Raw genomic sequence first — 19,914 nt, forward strand, 5'->3', positions numbered from 1 at the left:
GCATCCGACAGGATCAACTCGGCCTTCGGCCGCCCAGTACGCGCCACCCCGCAACCCTACACATCTGAACAGAATTCCTGACTCAGAAGACTAGGACCGCTTCGCCCTGCCGCACTCGCCCCCGGAGGGCCCGCCCTGCCCGACCGGTGTGCTGCGGTCGTAGGGGTCGACCTCCGTGCCGGCCCCGTCCGCCCGGCGGTCCGTGCCGAAGGGCGGGGTGAAGTAGCCCGTGGAGGCGCCGCAGCCGCCGTTGGTCACGTCGTATTTGTACGAGACGATCGAGAACGTGCCCGGCTCGGTGATCACCTTGTCAGGGTCGTCCCAGCTCAGAACCAGCTCGCGCCGGACGATCGTGCGCACGATCTCGTCGTCGCTCCCCGCGTCCGCGCGGGTGACCGGGTAGACGAAGGTGACGTCGGCGGTCACCTGGAGCGCGCCGCGCTCACCCTCCCGGTAGGTGAGCAAGCCCCGGGTCTTCACGACGTCGCCGACCAGGTGGGTGCGGGAGGGCTGGAAGCGACTGAAGAGGAGGAGGGGGTCGTTCTTCTCGCTCGGGGCCCGGAAAGCGGTTTTCAGAAGGTCTTGGACGTCCTTCTGGTGCGGGTTGATCAGTGCGATCGCCTTCTCGGGGCGCTCGCCCCGCAGCACCCCGCGGTCCAGGCCGGACATGACGAGGAAGTCCCGGCTGCGGGCGAGGGCCCGCTCGACCTCGGCTGCGCTCATCCAGCCGACCGCCCCGGCCTTGGGCACGGTGATCCCCGCCGCTCCGCTCGCCCATCTCGCCGCCGGCGAGCCGCGGAACGGCTTGTCCCTGGTGGGACGTTGGGCCGCCTCCGCCGGTGGTGCCTGGGTCGGGCGGGCGGTCTCGGCCGCCAGCGGCGGGGAGTCGGAGGCGTCGCCGGCGAACAGATCCACCATCCGCCCCGGCGCGAGCGCCACCACCAGCAGCACCAGCGAGGCCAGCAGCCCGACCACGTACCAGCCCGTGCGCCGCTTGGGCCGCGCGGGCGTGTAGCTGCGCCAGCCCTCCGGACCGCGGCCGGGCTCCGCGCGCAGCCGCTTCGCCACCTCGCGGGCCCGTGCCGACGGCTCCTTGGGTGCGTCGGCGGCACCCGCCACCGACTCGCGCAGAAACCGCTCCCACTCCTCGTCGGACCTGGACGAGCCGTCCGGCTCCGTACCCGCGCCCATACCCAACCCCCTGGCAATCGGTACACCGCGGCCCGCTCCCCTGGGACGCATCCGCATCATGACACAGAGCGTTGACAGTGAGGCCGGCGGTGCAGGCGGTGCAGGCGGCCCCCCTTTCCCAACTGGCCGACCGAAGCGCTCAGTCACACGTGTTCGGCGGGTGGCCGCGGAAGCGCTCCGGCGGCGGCCCGCTCCTGAATCCGAACCCCGAATCGGCTCTGCCCACGAGGTCGGGTTCCGGCCCGGCTCCTGTGAGGTCAGCGGCCACACCGGGGCAAGGGCGATGCCGCGCCCGACGTCTCGCAGGCCAGGCAGGCGGAACATGTTCCTGGAGGAGACGTCCCCTTCCGCACCACCTAGGAGTCGTTGCAACACCCCAGTTCAAGGAGGGCGATGGATTTCGAGGTCCGCAGGGTCCGGACAGCTCAGGGACCTGTGGAGCTGAGCCGGGAGCGGGCGGCGCACTCCCGGCTCATGCAGCAGGGCTACGGCAACGCCGAGGCATGCCGGATCGCCGGCGTCAGTGACCGCACGGGCCGGAAACGCCCCGGAACAGCGGGCCGGAGGTGGGACACGGGTGGGATGGACCGGAAGTGAGGGCACATTTCGCCTTACGGTCCAGGCAACGCCCGTGAAGGGCACCTGCCGGGCGTCAGCCCTGATCAGGTGCCCTTTTCCCGGTGCCTAGAAGAAGCCCAGCTTCTTCGGCGAGTACGACACCAGAAGGTTCTTCGTCTGCTGGTGGTACAGCGGCAACTCATCGCCGACCTGCGCACATGCTGACCATGAACAGCTTGTTGGAGCCGTCGGCCCGTGAATGGCCCGGATCTTGCTTTGCCTGATGGCTACCCGGGGGCATACAGCGGCTGGGCGCTGCGGCAATCGCCTCGTCTTCTCGGCCAGGCAGAGTGGCACGGGCCAACCCTGCCCTGCACGCTAAGAGCTCGTAACACGATCATGCGCCCCAGTTCAGTAGTCGTGTCGTGGTGGAGCGTGGGAGCGTGGCCCTGGATCGTAGGCGATGACCTGTGTGGGAAGAGTGGCTGGATGAGCGTGATGTGGGCGGCGACATCGCCGGAATCGGGACCGTTCCATCCGGTTGAGAGACTTTCAGAGGTGAAGGGTCTGTCAGACCGCTTCAACGACCTGCGTTCTCTTGGCCAGGGGTACGTCGAGGTTCGGCTGCCGAACAGGGAGTTCCCGACGCTGGTCCTGGCCTTCCGGGATGATCACGCGGTCGTCTATTTGACGAGTGCCCCGAGCGGATGTCTCTGCTCGCAGGAGACGGCACTGTGTCCTCGGGTGCCGAGGTCGAAGTCCCGATCATGGACGACCTCGCCACGTTCACGGGCGATTTTGTCCTGGATGTCGATCGGGCGTGGGAGCTGGTGCATGACTTCACCCATACGCGGGCTGCCGGCCCTCGGGGTGAGTGGCGTGAGTTGTAGCCAAGAGCTCGTGATCCGATCATGATCGGGGCTTTTTCAGTCGCCTCCAGCAGATGAGGCTGCAGTCCAGGGAGACGAAGGCGTCGTGGAGTTCGGTGCGGCGTTCCCAGCGGACGGCGAGGCGTTTGAAGTGATGGAGCAAGGCGAAGGTCTGCTCCACGACATAGCGGAGTTTGCCCATGCCCTGAATGTTCGGGGCACCCTTGCGGGAGATGACGGGCAGGATCCGGCGCTTGCGGAGTTCGTCGCGGTTGGGGTTGGAATCGTGTCCCTTGTCGCCGAGCAGGGCTTCGGGACGCCTGCGCGGACGGCCAGGGCGGCCGGCGACGGGCGGGATGCCGTCGACCAGGGCGAGGGTCTGGGTGACGTCGTTGACATTGGCCGCGGTGGTGATGGCCTTGAGCGGGGTGCCGCGTCCGCGCAGATCAGGTGGTGTTTGCTGCCCGTCTTGCGCCGGTCGACCGGCGACGGACCGGTGTCGGCACCTCCTTTTTTCGCGCGGATGTGTGAGCCATCCACGCAGGCCCGTGACCAGTCGAATTCCCCGGCCGCGTTCAGTTCGGCTGGCAGAATCCGGTGCAACCGGTCAAAGGCGCCGGCCTGCTGCCACCGTTCCAGGCGGCGCCAGCAGGTCTGCCCGGAGCCGAACCCCAAATCTAGCGGCAGCAGTTGCCAGACTATGTCGTTGTAGAGGACGTACAGGATGCCCTGCAGACACAGTCGGTCGTCCACCGGCCGTGGCCCCGGCGACCGCTCGGGCCGCTCGGGCCAGGGCGGCGGTAACGGCTCGATCAGCGCCCACAAGTCGTCGTCCACGGTCCATGGCCGAGTACTCACAACATCACGAACGGCCCAACCACCAGACCGGTCAAGCCCAACCGGGCCGCTTCAAAAAGATCGTGTTACGAGCTTTAAGAGGTCGTTTTCTCCCGTTTTTTATCCGTATATCTTCGATTGGTATGGCTTTGCGCGATCGCGCCCCGCAAAGCCACGCCAACCACATATTCCGGGATGAAACGACGGGAGAAAACGATCTCTAAAGCTGTCCTGGTCATAGCCGACCCGGCCCTGCGGGAGCGGCTGTCCGCCCTGGGTAACCACGAACTGTCCCGCACCTGCGCGCGCCTCAGCCCGCTCGACGGCGAAGACGGCGAGGGCGATGAGGTCGCCGTGGCCCAGGTCACCCGCATCACCCTGAGCCTGCTGGTCCAGCGCATCGAGCAGTCCACAGAACAGATCGATGGGCTGAATCAGCGCCTGACCCGGCTCGTCGAACGATACGCCCCCTCAGCTGCTCGTACCCGTGGGCATCGGCCCGGGCAGCGCCGTCACCTTGCTGATCACCATGGGAGACAATTCCGAGCGGCTGAACTCCGAGGCGTCCTTGGCTGCTTTGTGTGGAGTCAGTCCCATCGAGTACTCCTCGGGCCGGCATGACATGCCCACGTAGCTTCCGCCGCCTGAGCCGCGCAAAGGCCGGTTCCGCGGTGATTTCGCCGCCGAAGATCGACGATGATGGAGCCCTGCGCACCAGGCGGCGACAAGGGGTGGGCGACGTGGCCAGCCTGATCAGGCGCCGGGAGCATTTGATAAATGTGGACTACAACGGGTGGGCCTTGCAGGACTTCGACGACACACAGGTTCCTGTGTTGTTCCCCGAGGGTTTCGAGATCGGCACCTTCCTCACTGCTCACCCTGGACGCCTTGACTTTTACAGTGCCGGGTAACCCACACTGCATCCCTAACGGTGGAGATCTGGGGCGGGGAGCCTGCAGTGCCGACCGGAGAATGGGACGAGACAGCCCTGGCGAGCATCGCTTGTTCTTCGGGCGAGTTGCGCGCCAGAGGGAGGGCGGTAGGACCGATGCTGAAGGCGATCGAGTTGTCGGACGGGCCCGGCGTCTGGACGGTACGAGTGGTGTGCAGCGGCCGTGAGGCAGTAGCTTCGCAGACCCAGCAGGGTGTGGTGCACGGAGTCGAGTTGCCTTCGTAGCGGCGGTGGAGGCGTCGGTGTCCGGCGAGCCAGGCCATGGTGCGTTCGATGGTCCAGCGGTGCCGGCCCGGCTGCCGGCTGGGGGTCACCTAGGCTGTTCGGGAACATCTCCCGCGCTGCAGTAGGACCCTGGGGTGTGGACTTCGTGGACCAACCGCAGTTCCGTTTCGCGGTCTCCCAGGGCTTGGGGCCGCAGGGATGGTTCGATGTTCCACGCGAAGCCGGCCTGGTCGGGGTGAGTGGCCCGGTACTGCTGCAGGGCGAGAGGCAGCAGGCGCAGGCGTGCGTCGACCCAGGCCTCGTCCCACGGGCCTTGGCCCAGTATCTGTTCTGCTGCGCGGAACTCGTAGTACAGGGTGCGCCGCAGCTGGTTGCCCTGGACGGGTTCGGAGCCGTGCACGAGCATGACGTCGTGGATGAGCACGTCACCTGGTTCCATTTCCACCGTCACGGTGCCGGGGATGTCCCAGCCGTGCTGTGAGGTGAGCGCGCACACGTCCGCCTTCCGGTACTGCGAGCCGGGTACGACACGCAAAGCGCCCTCGCTGGCCCGCGAGGCGTCGAGGTAGACATCGATGTTGAAGATGCGGTGGGTGCGGGGATGTACGGCGTCCTGGTGCCACGGGATGGGAGCGCCGTCGCCCTCGTTCTTGAACACCAGCGATTCGTAGGTGGGCACGAAGTTCGGCCCGGCCAGGGTCTCCGCGATGCCGAGCACTTCAGGAGAGCCGAGCAGTTCCAGGGAGGCGGCCTCGCCCTTGCTGTGCAGGTAGTCGACCCGGAACAGGACGCGGCCGCTGGGACGATCGGCGAAGTGGTAGTCCTCACCGTCCCGCGACGGCCGGTCTCCGGATGCGATCCAGCGCTCGGCGGCCTCCGTCAGGCGGCGCAGCATGTCCTTCGGTATACGGTCGCGCAGAACGAGGTAGCCGTTCTCGTCGAAGAAGGCGACCTGCTCGGGCGTCAGGTGAAACGGGGACGCTGCGTTCCCGGCGAAGCGGTCCATGGGCGGTGCTCCTGCTGTCGACATCGGTGGATCCTGCTGGCAGGCTCGTGTGACTTCACGGAACCACCTTCGAACAGTGCGTTCCTCCCTCGTAGTCGCCGCTCCTTCCTGGATCATCACTTGCTGCAGTCACACGAACCTCGAAGCGACTTCTTCGGCCTCGCCTGCTGGCAGGGGCAGACCGCGGTCATGAGACACGCGCACCGGCACGACGACATAGAGATCAACTTCGCGGGCGACAGCGAGCTGGTGTACCTGTTCCGGGGGCGCAGGACCGTGCTGCGGCGCGGCGGGATCGCCGCCTTCTGGGCTGCCATCCCGCATCAACTCATCGCCGCGACGCCGAACAGCACGATGCGCTGGTTGACCGTGCCGCGTAGCATCTTCCTGCGCTGGCGCATGCCCGGCCCGCTCATGAAGACCTTGCTGCAGGGACTGCCCCTGTCGGAGAGGACTCCGGAACAACCGGACGCCGACCAGGCGCTGTTCAACCGGTGGTCCGAAGACCTCTCGTACCCCGACGAGGAACTGCGCCGCATCGCCCTGCTGGAGATCGAAGCACGGCTGCGCAGGTTTGCCCTGGCTGCGGCGCACGAGAGCCATGGAGCGCACGCCCCCGCACGGGACGTTGCCGTCGAGCGCGCCGCCCAGATGGCGCACTTCATGACGGTGCACTTCCGTGAGCCACTCACAGTCGAGCAGGTGGCGGCCGCGGTCCCCCTGCACCCGCGTTACGCGATGCGTCTGTTCAAGGACGTCATCGGCACCACCCTGCACGCCTACCTGGCCGAGTGCAGGATGGCCGAGGCACGGCGCCTTCTGATGACCACGGAGATGCCCATCGCGGAGGTCGCCACCGCCGCCGGGTTCGGATCACAGAGCCGCTTCTACTCCCGTTTCACCGCTGCCAACGCTGTGCCGCCTGCGAAGTACCGCCTACTGCATCGCACATAGTCCTCATGAGGCCGGCCTGCCGGCTCCTGCGCCGAGGACGGCCCCCTGCACGCTCTCCGTGCCTGAGGGGACGGACCGCACAGGTCCCGTGCGGTGTGTGCCCGTTCCCGAGGTGACCCCCTGCGCATTCGTCGGATGGCACGTCCCAGCTGCAGATGCGGCAACAACCCTTATATACCTAATTGTCCCCGGGGGATCCCTCCAGCGCGTAATCGATTCCGCGTGATGGGGGAAGTGATGATCTCTTCCGCCTTGCGAGAAAAAGCACCAGGTCAAAGGTGTTTTCATTACACTCGGTAATGTTTCTAAAAGATTACGAAGAGGGCTCGGAGTTGATGAGTCGCTCCGAAGTTGTTGACTTCTGTGAATTCTTGTTGTCTCGTTTGCCCACCGCTTCGTCGGAGCGGACCTCGGCGCAAGGAGCACCCCATGGCAATGCGTGATCGCATATCACTGGTCAGACACGGCGTGATCGGCGGAGCGGCCCTGGCCCTCACCGCGGTGACCGCCTGCGGTGGAGGCGGGGGTGGCGGCGACGCCGACGGCGCGTCCTGCAAGCTCTCCTCGGGCAAGGTCACACTGGACTATTGGTCCTGGGTTCCGGGCATGCAGAAGGCCGTCGACCTGTGGAACCAGAAGAACCCGGACATCCAGGTCAAGCTGAAGACGACTCCGGCGGGCAACGCCGGCACTTACCAGAACCTCTCCAACGCGCTCAAGGCCGGCAAGGCTCCGGACCTGGGGCAGATCGAGTACGACTCCCTGGCCAGCTTCCGGCTCAAGGAAGGCTTGCGTGACATCGCGTCCTGTCCCGGGGTGAGCGAGGCGGGGGAGAAGTTCGTCGACTGGACCTGGTCCCAGGTGGAGTTCGGGGCCGGCGGCAAGGACGGCGTCTGGGCCGTTCCCCAGGACACCGGCCCGATGGCCCTGTTCTACCGCAAGGACGTCTACGACAAGCTCGGGCTCAAGGCCCCCGCCACCTGGGACGAGTACGCGGAGCAGGCCCGCACGCTCAAGAAGGAGGGCAAGTACATCACCCACTTCTCCCAGACCGACCCCAACTGGTTCACCGGTCTGCTGTGGCAGAACAAGGCCACCATGTTCGAGCGGGACGGTGACACCTGGAAGATCACCGTCGACCGGCCCGAGAGCCGCCAGGTCGCCGACTACTGGCAGAAGATGATCGACGACAAGCTCGTCGCCACCGACCTGCAGGGCTTTTCACCCGCGCTGTACAAGGCGTGGAACTCCGGCGAGGTGGTCACCTGGATCAGCGCCGCCTGGGGTTACAGCACCATCCGCGACAACGCCAAGTCGACCGACGGCAAGTGGGCGGTGGCTCCGATGCCGCAGTGGCAGGCGGGGGAGCAGCAGGCCGGCAACTGGGGTGGCTCCACGACGGCGGTGCTGGGCAAGACCGAGCACCCGGCGGAGGCGGCCAAGTTCGCGCTCTGGCTGAACAGTGACCCCGAGGCACTGGAGATTCTCAACCGCGAGGGCGGTCTCTACCCGGCGGCGAAGGCCGGCCTCGACCTGCCCGCGCTCAAGCAGCCGGTCGACTTCTACGGCAAGCAGAAGATCTTCGACGTCTTCGCCCGGGCCTCCGCGAACGTGGACACCGGCTTCACGTGGGGGCCGACCATGACCGACACATACCGCTACCTCAGCGACGGCACGGCCGGTGTCATCGGCGGCAAGAGCACTCTCGGTGACGTACTCGAGAAGACCGGTTCGCAGAGCGCCGAATCCCTGCGCAAGCAGTCGCTCGACGTGAGCGGCTGACCGGCCCCCTCCTGCCAGTCCCTGCCGCCCACGCGGCAGGGGACAGCAACGCAAAGGCTGCTCGTGACACCCACCACCACCCCGGCCCCGGCACACCGCCGTCCACGCCGCACCCTCGCCCCCTACGCCTTCCTCACTCCCTTCCTCATCCCGTTCGTCCTGTTCACCCTCGTACCGGTCGGCTACGCGTTCTGGCAGAGCCTGCACAAGACCGAACGCACGGGCGGCACCTTCGGCCGGACCCAGTCGGTCTTCGCCGGGTTCGACCAGTACGCCCAGGTCGTCAAGGAGCCCTACTTCGCCGAGAGCGTGCTGCGCGTCGCCGGGTTCGCCCTCGTCCAGATCCCCGTGATGCTGCTGCTGGCCCTGGTCCTCGCCCTGCTGCTGGACTCGGCGGTGGCCCGCGCCAAGCGGTTCTTCCGGCTGGTCTACTTCGTGCCGTACGGCATCCCGGGCGTCGTGGCCGCCCTGATGTGGGCCTTCCTGTACGACCCGCGGCTCTCACCCGTCGTGGACCTGCTGGAGTCCGCGGGCGCGCACGTCGACCTGCTCGGTCCCCACGCGATCCTGTGGTCCATCGGCAACGTCGTGACCTGGACCTACACCGGCTACAACATGCTGATCCTGTACGCCGCCTTGCAGGCCGTCCCCGGTGACATCGCCGAGGCGGCCCGGGTGGACGGGGCGAGCGGCTGGACCATCGCCCTGCGCATCAAGATCCCCATCATCCGTCCGGCCCTCGTCCTCACCGGGGTGTTCTCCATCATCGGCACCTTCCAGCTCTTCACCGAGCCGCAGGTCTTCCGCTCCATCTCCACGAGCGTGACGAGCACCTACACGCCCAACCTCGCCGCCTACTCGCTCGCCTCCGGAGACAACTACAGCGAAGCGGCCGCCCTGTCGGTCATCCTCGCCGTGGTGACCTTCCTGCTGTCGTTCGCGTTCCTGCGCTTCACCACCAGGAGGCAGGGATGAGCCTTCTCACCCGCACCGAAGGGGCGCACGCCTCCTCCGCCGCACCGGCACGCCGGCCGCGCACAGGTGTGTCGACCGCGGTCGCCGTGGCCTTCATGGTCGTGGTCGCCTGCTACATGCTGCTGCCGGTCTACTGGCTGCTGATCTCGGCGACCAAGAGCCAGAGCGACCTCGTCACCACCCCGGGACTCCTGCCGGCCGAATGGCACTTCGGCGACAACCTGTCCGCGCTCTTCGACCAGCAGGACGGCGTTTTCGCCCGCTGGCTGCTCAACAGCCTGCTGTACGCGGGGGCGGGGGCGGCCGTCGCCACCCTCCTGGCCGCGGCGGCCGGCTACGCCCTGGCCAAGTACGCCTTCCGCGGACGCGAGGCGGTCTTCTCCGTCGTCCTCGGCGGTGTCCTCGTACCGGCGACCGCACTCGCGCTGCCGCTGTTCCTGCTGTTCGCCGAAGTCGACGCCACCAACACGTTCTGGTCGGTGTTCCTGCCCAGCATCGTCAGCCCGTTCGGCGTGTACCTCTCCCGCATCTTCGCCGCCGCGTCCGTCCCGGACGAGGTGATGGAGGCCGCCCGCATGGACGGAGCGGGCGAGTTCCGCATCTTCCGCACCATCGCGCTGCGTCTGATGGCGCCGGCGCTGGTGACCGTCTTCCTGTTCCAGTTCGTCGTGATCTGGAACAACTTCCTGCTGCCGCTGGTGATGCTGCAGGACGAAGGCCTCTACCCGGTCACCCTCGGCCTGTTCACCTGGCAGTCGCAGACCAGCCGCCTTCCCGAACTGCAGACCCTCACCATCGTGGGCGCCCTGATCTCGGTCGTGCCCATCGTGCTCACCTTCCTCCTCCTGCAGCGCTACTGGCGCGCCGGACTCGCCGCTGGAGCCGTGAAATCGTGAACCACTCCCTCACCGACGTGACCCGCGCACTGGGCGGGATCGCCTACGGCGGCGACTACAATCCGGAGCAGTGGCCACGGGAGGTCTGGCACGAAGACGTGCGCCTCATGCGGGAAGCGGGCGTCAATCTCGTCACCGTCGGAGTGTTCTCCTGGTCCCGCATTCAACCGCGGCCCGGCACGTACGACTGGAGCCTGCTCGACGAGGTGCTCGACCTGCTGCACGGGAACGGCGTCGCGGTGGACCTCGCCACCCCCACCGCGGCCCCGCCCCCGTGGTTCACGCGGCAGCACCCCGACGTCCGCCCGGTCACCGCCTCGGGCACCCGCCTGGCCCACGGCAGCAGGCAGGTCTTCTGCCCCAGCAGCCCCGCCTACGCCGAAGCCGCGGACGCCCTGGTCACGGCGCTGGCGGCCCGCTACGGCGACCATCCCGCCCTCGCCATGTGGCACGTCCACAACGAGTGGGGCAACCACAACGCCCTGTGCTACTGCGACATCAGCGCGGACGCCTTCCGCTCCTGGCTGCGGGAACGCTACAAGACCCTCGACGCGCTCAACGACGCCTGGGGCACCGACTTCTGGAGCCAGCGCTACGGCGACTGGGACGAGATCGACCCGCCCCGGGACACCACGGCGTTCGGCAACCCGGGACAGGAACTGGACTACCACCGCTTCTCCTCCGACGCGCTGCTCGCCCGGCACCGCGCCGAAACCGCCGTACTGCGCCGGATCGCCCCGCACGTACCGGTCACCACCAACGTCATGGGCACCCTGGAGAAGAAGGTCGACGGACACGCCTTCGCGGCCGAGTGCGACCTTGTCTCGGTCGACCACTACCTTCCGGCCGCCGATCCCGACGGCCACATCGACCTGGCGCTGAACGCCGACCTCGCCCGCGGCATGGCCGGGGGCCGGCCCTGGCTGCTCATGGAGCACTCGACCTCCGCCGTCAACTGGCAGCCGGTCAACGTGGCCAAGCGGCCCGGGGAGACGCGGCGCAACAGCCTGACCCACCTCGCGCGGGGCGCGGACGGACTGATGTTCTTCCAGTGGCGGCAGTCCCGCGCCGGCGCCGAGAAGTGGCATTCCGCGATGCTGCCGCACGCCGGGACCGACAGCCGTATCTGGAAAGAGGTCCAGGCGCTCGGAGCCGAGCTGGCCTGCCTGAAGGACGTGACCGGCACCCGCGTGCGCGGTGATGTGGCGATGCTGTTCGACTGGCACAACTGGTGGGCTCTGGAGCTGCGGGCCCGTCCGTCCGACCAGCTCCGTTACCTGGACGTGGTGCGTGACTGGTACGAGGCGCTGTGGACCATGAACATCACGTGCGACCTCGTGCCTCCCGGCGCCGACCTGACGCCGTACCGGGCCGTCGTCGCCCCCAACCTCTACCTCCTGTCCGACAGTGACGCCGACAACCTCACCGGTTACGTGGAACAGGGCGGTCATCTCGCCGTCGGCTGTTTCAGCGGGGTCGTCGACGACTACGACCGGGTACGGCTGGGCGGTCACCCCGGGGCCCTGCGCCAGGTGCTCGGACTCGTCGTGGACGAGTATCTACCCCTGCGGCCGGCCGACCGCGTCCGGCTCGACGACGGGACGGACGTCCGGCAGTGGGCGGAACGCGTCGAACCTCGCGGCTGCACCACCGTGCTGCGCTTCGCGGACACGGCCGACGGCGGTCCGGCCCGCGGCGGACCGGCCGTCACCCGGCACACCTTCGGCCGGGGCACGGGCTGGTACACGGCCGGGCGCCTCTGCGCGCGGACGCTGCGCGAGGTGGTCCGTGCGGTGTGTGAACAGGCTCGGGTCACCCCCGTCGTCGAGGCGCCGCCCGGACTGGAGGCGGTGCGCCGTGCCGGGGAAGGGCACTCGTACCTCTTCCTGATCAACCACACGCAGGAGGCGGTCTCCGTCCCCGTCGCCGGAGTGGGTCTCGGGGCCGCCGAGGTCACCGGCGGGCGGGCGGTGGTGCCGCCCGGAGGAGTGGTCGTCGTCCGCGAGGACCGCCCGACCGTCACAGCCTGACCGACCTGTCACATCCGCGAGAACCTGCGAGGAACGCTCACGTGACGACCATGCGAGCCACTGAGGTCCCGTCGTCCCCCGGCGCACCGGGCCGTGTGGAGATCCACGAGGCCAGTGGCACCGTGCTGCTGCGCGCCGCCCACGGCACCTACGTCTTCAGGGTGGACCGGGCGGCCGGGACCGTACGGCACGTCCACTGGGGTGCTCCCCTTCCCCTGGCCGACGCGGTCGCGCTGCCGGTCTGGGGCGAGCACGACAACAGCTTCGCCGGGCGCTGGGACGGAACCGAGGAGTACCCGGCCGACGGCGGCGCCCGCTTCGGCGTGCCCGCCTTCGAGGTGCGCTTCGCCGACGGCAGCAGTCCCGTCGAGGCGACGGTCCAGGACGTGGTCCTGATGGAGGCGGACCACGTGGTGATCCTCCTGCGGGACCGCATCCGGCCGCTGGCCTGGCACCTGCACTACCGCGTCCCCGCCGGCGGGGACGTCCTGGAGCGGTGGGTGGAGTTCGTCCACACGGGCACCGCGGACGACGGGGACATCCTGCTGGTCCGGTACGCCTCGGCCCACTGGCCGATGCCGCAGCGGCCGGACTGGCGGCTGAGCTCGGTGCACGGCGGCTGGTCCGCCGAGGGCCGCCTGCAGCGGTCGCACCTGCCGGTCGGCGAGACGGCGCTGGGCAGCAGGCGCGGCCACACGGGACACCACGCCAATCCCTGGGCCGCTCTGGACGCCGGGGACGCGGGTGAGGAACAAGGGGAGGTCTGGGCCGTCGCGCTCGCCGCGAGCGGGAGCTGGCGCCTGACCGTCCAGCGCACCGCCGCCGGCCGGGTCGGCGTGCTGGCGAACGAGGGCCACGACGGGGTCGAGCTGCGCCTCGGGCCCGGCCGGCGGCACCGCACACCGGTCAGTCTCGCGCTCCACACCGCCCACGGCTTCGGGGAAGCGAGCAGGATGTTCCACCGCCACCTCCGGATGCATGTCCTGCCGCACCCCGGTGAGCTGCGGCCGGTGCTGTACAACTCCTGGGAGGCGACCTCGTTCGAGGTGAACGAGGACAATCAGATCTCGCTCGCCCGGCGGGCCGCCTCCCTGGGTGCCGAACTGTTCGTGCTCGACGACGGCTGGTTCCGCGGCCGGGACGACGACCGGTCCGGACTCGGCGACTGGACGCCGCACCCCCGGCGCTTCCCGCGCGGGCTGCGGCCGCTCGCCGACGAGGTGCACCGCCTCGGCATGGCATTCGGCCTCTGGGTGGAACCGGAGATGGTCAACGCCGACAGCGACCTCCACCGGCGGCATCCCGACTGGGTCCTGCACGTACCCGGCCGCACCGCCACCGAGCTCCGTCACCAACTCGTGCTGGACTTCTCCCGCCCGGAGGTGAGCGAGTGGGCCGTGCGATGGCTGCGCCAGGTGGTGGCCGAGAACACGGTGGACTTCCTCAAGTGGGACTTCAACCGGTCGTTCACGGAAGCGGGCGCGCACGGCGGGGGCCCGGACGCGCGACGGGTGCACGTCGAGCACGCCAGAGGGCTGTACAAGGTGCTGGACCGGCTGAGGGCGGAGTTCCCGCGGCTGCGGATCGAAGCCTGTGCCGGTGGCGGCGGACGCGTCGATCCGGGCATCCTCGCCCGCACCGATCAGGTGTGGACCTCCGACAACACCGACGCGGTGGACCGTCTGACGATTCAGCACGGCTTCAGCCAGGTGTACCCGGCGGGCGTCATGTCGGCCTGGGTCACCGACAGCCCCAATCCGCTGACCGGGCGGGAGGTTCCGCTGCGTTTCCGCTTCCACAGCGCCATGGCCGGCGTCCTCGGCATCGGGGGGGACCTCACGCGCTGGACGGACGCCGAACTCGCCGAGGCGGCGGAACTGGTCCGGGTGTACAAGGACATCCGTCCCGTGGTGCAACGGGGCCGGCAGTACCGCCTCCTGGCGCCTGCGCAGGGTCCCTTGGCCGCCGTCCAGTACCTCGGTGAGGACGGCGACCGCGTGGTCGTGCTGATCTGGCGGCCCAGCACTGCCTTCGGACCCGCGCAGCCGCCGTTGCGACTGCGCGGACTGGAGGAGGGAGCCCGATACCGGGACGAGGACACCGGACGGGTGTGGTCCGGGGCGGCCCTGACCGGCTTCGGCCTGCCGCTGCCCGAGCTGCCGCCGGGTGACTGCGCGAGCGCGCTGGTGCGCCTGCGCCGGGTGGAGAGCTCGTAGGGAACCGGGACAGCAGGGCGACATCGGCCACGCCGGGCCGAGGGCACCTGGCAGTCCCGCGTCCGGGGCGCGCAAGGGCCCTCGAAGCGGGCCCGGCGGACCGCTCCCCGGCGGCGTAGCGCAGGGGGACGGCCGGCCCTGGCGGGGAGACCGTCCTCCCCGGGACCGCAAGCCCCCTTCCTGGGCCCTTCCTCGGCTCCTCCTCCCGCCTCCGCACGCCCACGACCTGGGATGGCGCTGTCGGCGTCCGGTCGGACGGCTCCCGGTGAGAGCGCTTCCACGATGGCGTGCGAGGTGAAGTAGGGTGGCCGTCCGAAAGGAGCGTGTGCTGTGCCAGAGCGGGTCACCATGGCCGATGTCGCCCGTGCGGCCGGGGTGTCGTCCGCCACGGTCTCGTACGTGCTCTCCGGCAAGCGGCCGGTGGCTCCCGAGACCCGTGCCGCGGTGGAAGCGGCCATCGCCGAACTGTCCTTCACCGTGAACGTCACGGCGCGCAGCCTGCGAACCGGTCGGTCGAGCCTGGTCGCGCTGATCGTGCCGGACATCGCCAACCCCTTCTTCGCACAACTGGCGGCGACCCTTCAGGAGGAGCTGCGCGGCCTCGGGCTGCACGTCGTCGTCTGCAACACCCGCGCGCGCCGGGATGAGGAGCAGGCCCTTCTGGCGGAGGCGGTGCAGCAGCGCTTCGCCGGGGTCGTCATCACCCCCTTCCGGCTCAAGCCACGTGACTTCAAGCCCCTCGCCGATGCCGGAATGCCCGTCGTCGTCAGTGCCGACGTCTCCTTCGGCCCGATCGATCTCGTGACGCCCGACGCCCGAGTGGCCACCCGGCACGCCCTGGAGCAGGTGGCCGCGGCACAACGACGGCGCATAGCCATGATCGCGGGGCCTCGGGACGCCACCGGCGGGGATCCCCGTCTGGAACACCTGAGGGCCCTCGCCCTCCAGTTCGGCATGTCGCTGCCGCACGAGCTGGTGGTCAGGGGTGAGCACACGCGGGAAGCCGGAGCAGCCGGATTCGGCGAGCTCATGAGCCGCCGCTACCGTCCCGACGCGGTCTTCTGCGGCAATGACGTGATCGCCGTCGGCGCCTTGGACAAGGCGCACGAGCTAGGCATCGACATCCCGGGCGACGTGGCTCTGATCGGCCACGACGACGCCTCGTTCGCCTCTCTCGTACGTCCCCAGCTGACCACCATCCGATATCCCGCGACCGAGGTCGGCCGGGCGGCCGCCCGGCTGCTCACCGAGCGCCTGAGCGGCCGGAAGGTGCACAAGACGGTCCGTGTCAAGGCGGAGTTCGTGGCGCGCGCCTCCGTCTGACCCGATCGGTGCGCAGACTGACCCGACCGGTGCGCGGACCGGTGCGGCCGCGGGGCGACGGCCGCAACCGGCTGCTGTGCGGATCACCCGGTCAGGGACCGCCGTCCACCTGCTGGGGGACGTTCCACGGGTTGGCGCGCTGGAGCGGCTCGGGAAGGAGTTCCTCCGGCATGTTCTGGTAGGCCACGGGCCGCATCCAGCGGGCGACGGCTCTGCTGCCGACGCTGGTGTGCAGGGGGGACGTCGTCGCGGGCCACGGTCCGCCGTGGTGCATGGCGGCGGTCACGGCGACGCCGGTGGGCCAGCCGTTCCAGACAAGACGCCCGGCGCTGAGCGCGGCCGACAGCCGGCGGACGAGAAGCTCGTCCTCGCGCTCCTGTCCGTGGATGGTCGCCGTGAGACCGCCCGGCAGGGTGTGCAGGGTGTCCAGCAGGTCGTCGGCCGAGGTGTACGTGATGACCAGTGAGGCGGGACCGAAGCATTCCCGGAGCAGTTCGGGACAGGCTCGTACCTCCTCGGCCGACGTAGTGAGGAGAGCGGGAGCGCCGGCCCTGGGATCGTCCGGCTCCTCGGCGAGGTGCAGGGGGCGCACCGCGGGGTGGGCGGCGAGTTCCGCGAGGGTGGCGCGGTAGGCGGTGCTGATCCAGTCGCCGAGCAGGGGGCCCGGCTGGACTGCCGCGATCCCCTGGCGCAGATGGTCCTCCAGGCCGTGGCCGGCCGGCAGGAAGAGCAGGCCGGGTTTGGTGCAGAACTGTCCCTGGCCCAGGGTGACCGAGGCGATGTACGCGCGGACGATGTCCGCCCCGCGTGCCGCGCCGGCCGCCGGTGTGACCACCACCGGATTGAGCGAGCCGAGTTCGCCGTAGAAGGGGATCGGGTCGGGCCGGCTGTTGGCGAGGCCGAACAGTGCCCGGCCGCCGGACGTGGAGCCGGTGAAGCCGACCGCTCGGATGACGGGATCGGTGACCAGGCTCCGGCCCGTCTCGCGGCCGTGGACGACGCTCAGGACACCCGCCGGGAGCGTTGCGGCGGTCAGTTCGCGGGTCAGGTCGGAGAGCCGGGGATGCCCCTCGTGTGCCTTGACCACCACGGGGCAGCCCGCGGCGAGCGCGCTGGCGGTGTCACCGCCCAGTACGGAGAACGCGAACGGGAAGTTGGAGGCGGAGAACACCGCGACCGGCCCGAGCGGCACCAGCATACGGCGGATGTCGGGCCGCGGTGCGGGCCGCGCGGCGGGGTCGGGCGGGTCGATCATGACGTCGAGGAACGCTCCGGCCTCGACGACGTCGGCGAACATCTCCAACTGTGCCTGAGTACGCCGTATTTCGCCGCGCAGGCGCTCGGTCCCGAGCCGGGTCTCCTCTTCGGCGACGGCCGCCAGGTGGACGGCGTTCTCTCCCAGCGCGTGCGACAGGCCGCGCAGGAGACGGGCGCGTGCGGGCAGGGGGAGCGCGGCGAGGGCCGGGGCGGCGGCGCGGGCCTGGGCCGTGGCGCGGGCGGCCGTGCGGGCGTGTGCCGAGGCGCCGTCCGGTGACGGGGCGGGGGTGGGCATGTGCTACCTCTCGGTGAGGGGACGGAAGGCTGTGGCCTGGTGTGCGGTTCGTGTCACTCGGGCGGGTGCTGTGCCGCCCGCGCCAGCAGTTCGGCGATGTGTACGGCCTTCACCCGGGACCGGGCGCGACGCAGGCCGGTGCGCAGTTGGCGCAGGCAGCCCGGGTTGACCGCGGCGACGTAGTCGACGCCGGCGGCTTCTATCTCACGGATCTTGGCGTCGAGGATGCGGCGGGATTCGCGTGGCCGGAGCAGGGAGTAGGTGCCCGCTGCCCCGCAGCAGGTGGCGGCGGAGGGCAGTTCGACGTAGTCGGCGACCTGGCCGATCAGTTCGCGGGGCTGTTTCCACACGCCGAGCCCGTTGCGCAGGTGGCAGGAATCCTGCAGTGCGACTCTGGCCCGGCGCCCGTCCACCCTGAGCTCCCCCCTCGCGCCGCGGCCGGTCAGGTAGGCGGACAGTTCCCGCACCCGTTCGGAGCCGAGGACCGACGCCACGTGGGCGGCGCATCCTCCGGACGTGGTGACGATGGTGCCGGGCAGGTCGTCTCCCAGCCGTCGGGCGAGGCGTTCGCCCGCCGCCGTGTCGCCGTTGTGGGCGTGCAGGGCGCCGCAGCATCCCTGGCCGGCGGGGACCGCCAGCTCGGGCGCGAGTTGTCGGGCGGCCCGGCTGACCGTGGGGAACAGCACCCGTTCGAAGCATCCGAGCATGAGTGACGCGGCGGGCGGGTCCCCGGCCGCGGGCCCGCCGCCGGGGACCCTGCGCAGCGCGCCGAGCGGGCGGAACACCGGGCGCATACGGGCGGCCAGCATCAGGACCCGTGCGAGCAGAGGCTGTCTGCGGCCCTTCCACTGGTGGTCGCGCCACTGTTCGAGGAGTTGCCCGTACTCGACTCCCGCCGGGCACACCGGTTCGCAGGCGCGGCAGCCCAGGCACTGCGAGGACTGCTCCTTGAGCGTGGGGTCGTAGGGGTCCAGGTCGCCGTTCTGGAGGGCGCGCATGAGAGTGATCCGGCCCCTGGGCGACGATGCCTCGTCCCCGGTCTCGGCGTAGGTCGGGCAGGCGGGCAGGCAGAAGCCGCAGGAGATGCACCGGGACAGGAGGTCGGGGTCGAAGACGGGGTCGGTCATGAACCCAGCTTTCCGGGATTGAGGATTCCGGCCGGGTCGAAGGCGTTCTTGACCCGGCGCAGCAGCGAGACCTGGTCGGGACCGAGCTGCGTGGACAGGTACGGGAGCTTGGCCTTTCCGACGCCGTGTTCGCCGGTGATGGTGCCGCCGAGCTCGATGGCGGTGGTGAAGATGTCCTTGAAGGCGAGTTCCGCCCGCGCGATGGTCTCGGTGTCCTCGCGCGATCCGACCACGCACGTGGGGTGGAGGTTGCCGTCGCCGGCGTGCCCGAAGGTCGCGATGGTGACGTCGTGCCGGTCGGCGATCTCGTCGATGCGCTCCACCATCTCGGCGATGCGCGGGCGGGGGACGGTGGCGTCCTCCAGGATGGTCAGCGCGCCGAGCCGGGACAGCGCGGGCAGGGCGCACCGGCGGGCGGCGAGCAGCGCGTCGGCCTCGGCGACGTGGGCCGCCCTGGTGACCTCGAGCGCCCCCTGGCCGGTGCAGGCCTCGCTCATGCGCTCCAGAGCGCGCCCGACGGCATCGGGCTCGCCGTCGTCGCCGAAGAGGAGCAGCGCCCCGGCGTCGGTGCGCAGGCCGAGTCCGGCGAAGGCCTCCACCGCCTCGATGCAGGGCCGGTCGAGGAACTCGAGGGTGGCGGGCAGTACGCCGCCGGAGATGATCGCGGCGACCGCACGGCCCGCGGCGGCGAGGTCGGGGAAGTAGGCGACCCCGGTTCCCGAACTCCGCGGCGCGGGCCGCAGCGCGAGGGTCGCCTCGGTGATCACGGCGAGGGTGCCCTCGGAGCCGGTGAGCAGGCGGGTGAGGTCGTACCCGGCGACGTCCTTGTGCAGGCGCCCGCCGGTGCGGACCACCTCTCCCGTGGGCAGGACCGCCTCCAGGCCGAGGACGTAGTCGCGGGTGACGCCGTACTTCAGGCCGCGCAGTCCGCCCGCGTTGGTGGCGATGGTGCCGCCGATCGTCGCGACGGTGCGGCTGCCCGGGTCGGGCGCCCACAGGAGGTCGTGGTGAGCGGCCGCGTCGGAGAGCGCCGCGCTGGTGACGCCCGGCTGGACCCGGGCGAGCAGCTCGGCCGGTTCGATCTCCAGGATGCGGTCGAGGCGGGTGAGGGCCAGGACGACGCCGCCGCGCAGGGCGACGGTGGCGGCGCACAGATTGGAGCCGGCTCCGCGCGGTACGACCGGAATGCCGTGCCGGGTGGCGAGTTGCAGGACGGCCGACACCTCCTGCGTGTCGGCGGGGAAGACGACGGCGTCGGGCCGGGCGGTGAAGAGGGGAGTCGCGTCCCGGGAGAAGGGAACGAGGTCGCCGTCCGTCTCACGGTAGTACCCGGTACCGACGATCGACCTCAGCGCGGCTCTGACAGCGGCGTGCACGGTTGCCTCCTGGGCCGGTCCCCGCCCCGTCCGGGGCGGGGACCG

At 69.8% G+C, this 19,914-nt stretch carries 14 protein-coding genes and 1 pseudogene; 8 read left to right on the forward strand and 7 right to left on the reverse strand.

The annotated features are described in order from the left end of the window. Positions 1–90: 90 nt before the first annotated feature. Positions 91–1,191, reverse strand: coding sequence for a hypothetical protein (locus tag AB0L29_RS32970; protein WP_365832584.1), 1,101 nt, complete (start codon positions 1,189–1,191; stop codon positions 91–93). A gap of 1,467 nt (positions 1,192–2,658) precedes the next feature. Then, positions 2,659–3,476, reverse strand: a protein-coding gene (locus tag AB0L29_RS32975; protein ID WP_365832586.1) for an IS5 family transposase whose coding sequence is annotated in 2 segments (ribosomal slippage) — positions 2,659–3,059 and positions 3,059–3,476 — 819 coding nt in all. Because the reading frame shifts where the segments join, the coding sequence is not laid out codon by codon here. Between the two features lie 508 nt (positions 3,477–3,984). On the opposite strand from AB0L29_RS32975, the gene AB0L29_RS32980 reads away from it, so the two are divergent. Beyond that, on the forward strand, positions 3,985–4,089 hold the full coding sequence (locus tag AB0L29_RS32980) for a transposase (RefSeq protein WP_365832588.1): 105 nt from the start codon (positions 3,985–3,987) through the stop codon (positions 4,087–4,089). Between the two features lie 536 nt (positions 4,090–4,625). Here AB0L29_RS32980 and AB0L29_RS32985 read toward each other — a convergent pair. Beyond that, positions 4,626–4,712, reverse strand: a pseudogene (locus AB0L29_RS32985) (IS5/IS1182 family transposase); the annotation flags it as partial. Positions 4,713–4,717: 5 nt separating this feature from the next. Continuing rightward, on the reverse strand, positions 4,718–5,662 hold the full coding sequence (locus AB0L29_RS32990) for a phytanoyl-CoA dioxygenase family protein (RefSeq protein WP_365832590.1): 945 nt from the start codon (positions 5,660–5,662) through the stop codon (positions 4,718–4,720). A gap of 165 nt (positions 5,663–5,827) precedes the next feature. Between AB0L29_RS32990 and AB0L29_RS32995 the strand changes: the two genes are divergently transcribed. The 7 genes from AB0L29_RS32995 (at position 5,828) to AB0L29_RS33025 (ending at position 15,814) form a co-directional block, all read left to right on the forward strand. Beyond that, on the forward strand, positions 5,828–6,592 hold the full coding sequence (locus AB0L29_RS32995; protein WP_365832592.1) for a helix-turn-helix domain-containing protein: 765 nt from the start codon (positions 5,828–5,830) through the stop codon (positions 6,590–6,592). A 429-nt stretch (positions 6,593–7,021) separates the two neighbouring features. Continuing rightward, the gene (locus AB0L29_RS33000) at positions 7,022–8,374 is read left to right on the forward strand and encodes a sugar ABC transporter substrate-binding protein (protein WP_365832594.1); all 1,353 of its coding nucleotides are present in this window, start codon (positions 7,022–7,024) and stop codon (positions 8,372–8,374) included. 63 nt (positions 8,375–8,437) lie between these two features. Next, a complete protein-coding gene (locus AB0L29_RS33005; RefSeq protein WP_365832596.1) occupies positions 8,438–9,349 on the forward strand; it encodes a sugar ABC transporter permease in 912 nt (303 codons plus the stop codon). Next, positions 9,346–10,245, forward strand: coding sequence for a carbohydrate ABC transporter permease (locus AB0L29_RS33010; RefSeq protein ID WP_365832598.1), 900 nt, complete (start codon positions 9,346–9,348; stop codon positions 10,243–10,245). Before AB0L29_RS33005 ends, AB0L29_RS33010 begins: the two co-directional genes overlap by 4 nt. After that, a complete protein-coding gene (locus tag AB0L29_RS33015; RefSeq protein WP_365832600.1) occupies positions 10,242–12,275 on the forward strand; it encodes a beta-galactosidase in 2,034 nt (677 codons plus the stop codon). Before AB0L29_RS33010 ends, AB0L29_RS33015 begins: the two co-directional genes overlap by 4 nt. Positions 12,276–12,325: 50 nt before the next feature. After that, a complete protein-coding gene (locus AB0L29_RS33020) occupies positions 12,326–14,491 on the forward strand; it encodes an alpha-galactosidase (protein ID WP_365832652.1) in 2,166 nt (721 codons plus the stop codon). A 330-nt stretch (positions 14,492–14,821) separates the two neighbouring features. Then, a complete protein-coding gene (locus AB0L29_RS33025) occupies positions 14,822–15,814 on the forward strand; it encodes a LacI family DNA-binding transcriptional regulator (RefSeq protein ID WP_365832602.1) in 993 nt (330 codons plus the stop codon). A gap of 91 nt (positions 15,815–15,905) precedes the next feature. On the opposite strand, the gene AB0L29_RS33030 is transcribed toward AB0L29_RS33025, so the two are convergent. The 3 genes from AB0L29_RS33030 to AB0L29_RS33040 are packed head-to-tail and all read right to left on the reverse strand — an operon-like array spanning position 15,906 to position 19,869. After that, on the reverse strand, positions 15,906–17,366 hold the full coding sequence (locus tag AB0L29_RS33030; protein ID WP_365832604.1) for an aldehyde dehydrogenase (NADP(+)): 1,461 nt from the start codon (positions 17,364–17,366) through the stop codon (positions 15,906–15,908). A gap of 53 nt (positions 17,367–17,419) precedes the next feature. Continuing rightward, positions 17,420–18,493 carry a (Fe-S)-binding protein gene (locus AB0L29_RS33035; protein ID WP_365832607.1) on the reverse strand — a complete coding sequence of 358 codons (1,074 nt, stop codon included), beginning with the start codon at positions 18,491–18,493 and terminating at the stop codon, positions 17,420–17,422. Then, positions 18,490–19,869, reverse strand: a complete 1,380-nt coding sequence (locus AB0L29_RS33040) for an FAD-linked oxidase C-terminal domain-containing protein (protein ID WP_365832609.1) — start codon at positions 19,867–19,869, stop codon at positions 18,490–18,492. Before AB0L29_RS33040 ends, AB0L29_RS33035 begins: the two co-directional genes overlap by 4 nt. Between the last annotated feature and the right edge of the window lie 45 nt (positions 19,870–19,914).

This window comes from Streptomyces sp. NPDC052701 (assembly GCF_040678355.1).
Lineage (GTDB): Bacteria > Actinomycetota > Actinomycetes > Streptomycetales > Streptomycetaceae > Streptomyces.

Coding starts and splice junctions, on each gene's coding strand:
- AB0L29_RS32970 (WP_365832584.1), bottom strand. CDS start 1,191: ATGGGCGCGGGTACGGAGCCGGACGGCTCGTCCAGGTCCGACGAGGAG.
- AB0L29_RS32980 (WP_365832588.1), top strand. CDS start 3,985: ATGGGAGACAATTCCGAGCGGCTGAACTCCGAGGCGTCCTTGGCTGCT.
- AB0L29_RS32990 (WP_365832590.1), bottom strand. CDS start 5,662: ATGTCGACAGCAGGAGCACCGCCCATGGACCGCTTCGCCGGGAACGCA.
- AB0L29_RS32995 (WP_365832592.1), top strand. CDS start 5,828: ATGAGACACGCGCACCGGCACGACGACATAGAGATCAACTTCGCGGGC.
- AB0L29_RS33000 (WP_365832594.1), top strand. CDS start 7,022: ATGGCAATGCGTGATCGCATATCACTGGTCAGACACGGCGTGATCGGC.
- AB0L29_RS33010 (WP_365832598.1), top strand. CDS start 9,346: ATGAGCCTTCTCACCCGCACCGAAGGGGCGCACGCCTCCTCCGCCGCA.
- AB0L29_RS33020 (WP_365832652.1), top strand. CDS start 12,326: ATGCGAGCCACTGAGGTCCCGTCGTCCCCCGGCGCACCGGGCCGTGTG.
- AB0L29_RS33030 (WP_365832604.1), bottom strand. CDS start 17,366: ATGCCCACCCCCGCCCCGTCACCGGACGGCGCCTCGGCACACGCCCGC.
- AB0L29_RS33035 (WP_365832607.1), bottom strand. CDS start 18,493: ATGACCGACCCCGTCTTCGACCCCGACCTCCTGTCCCGGTGCATCTCC.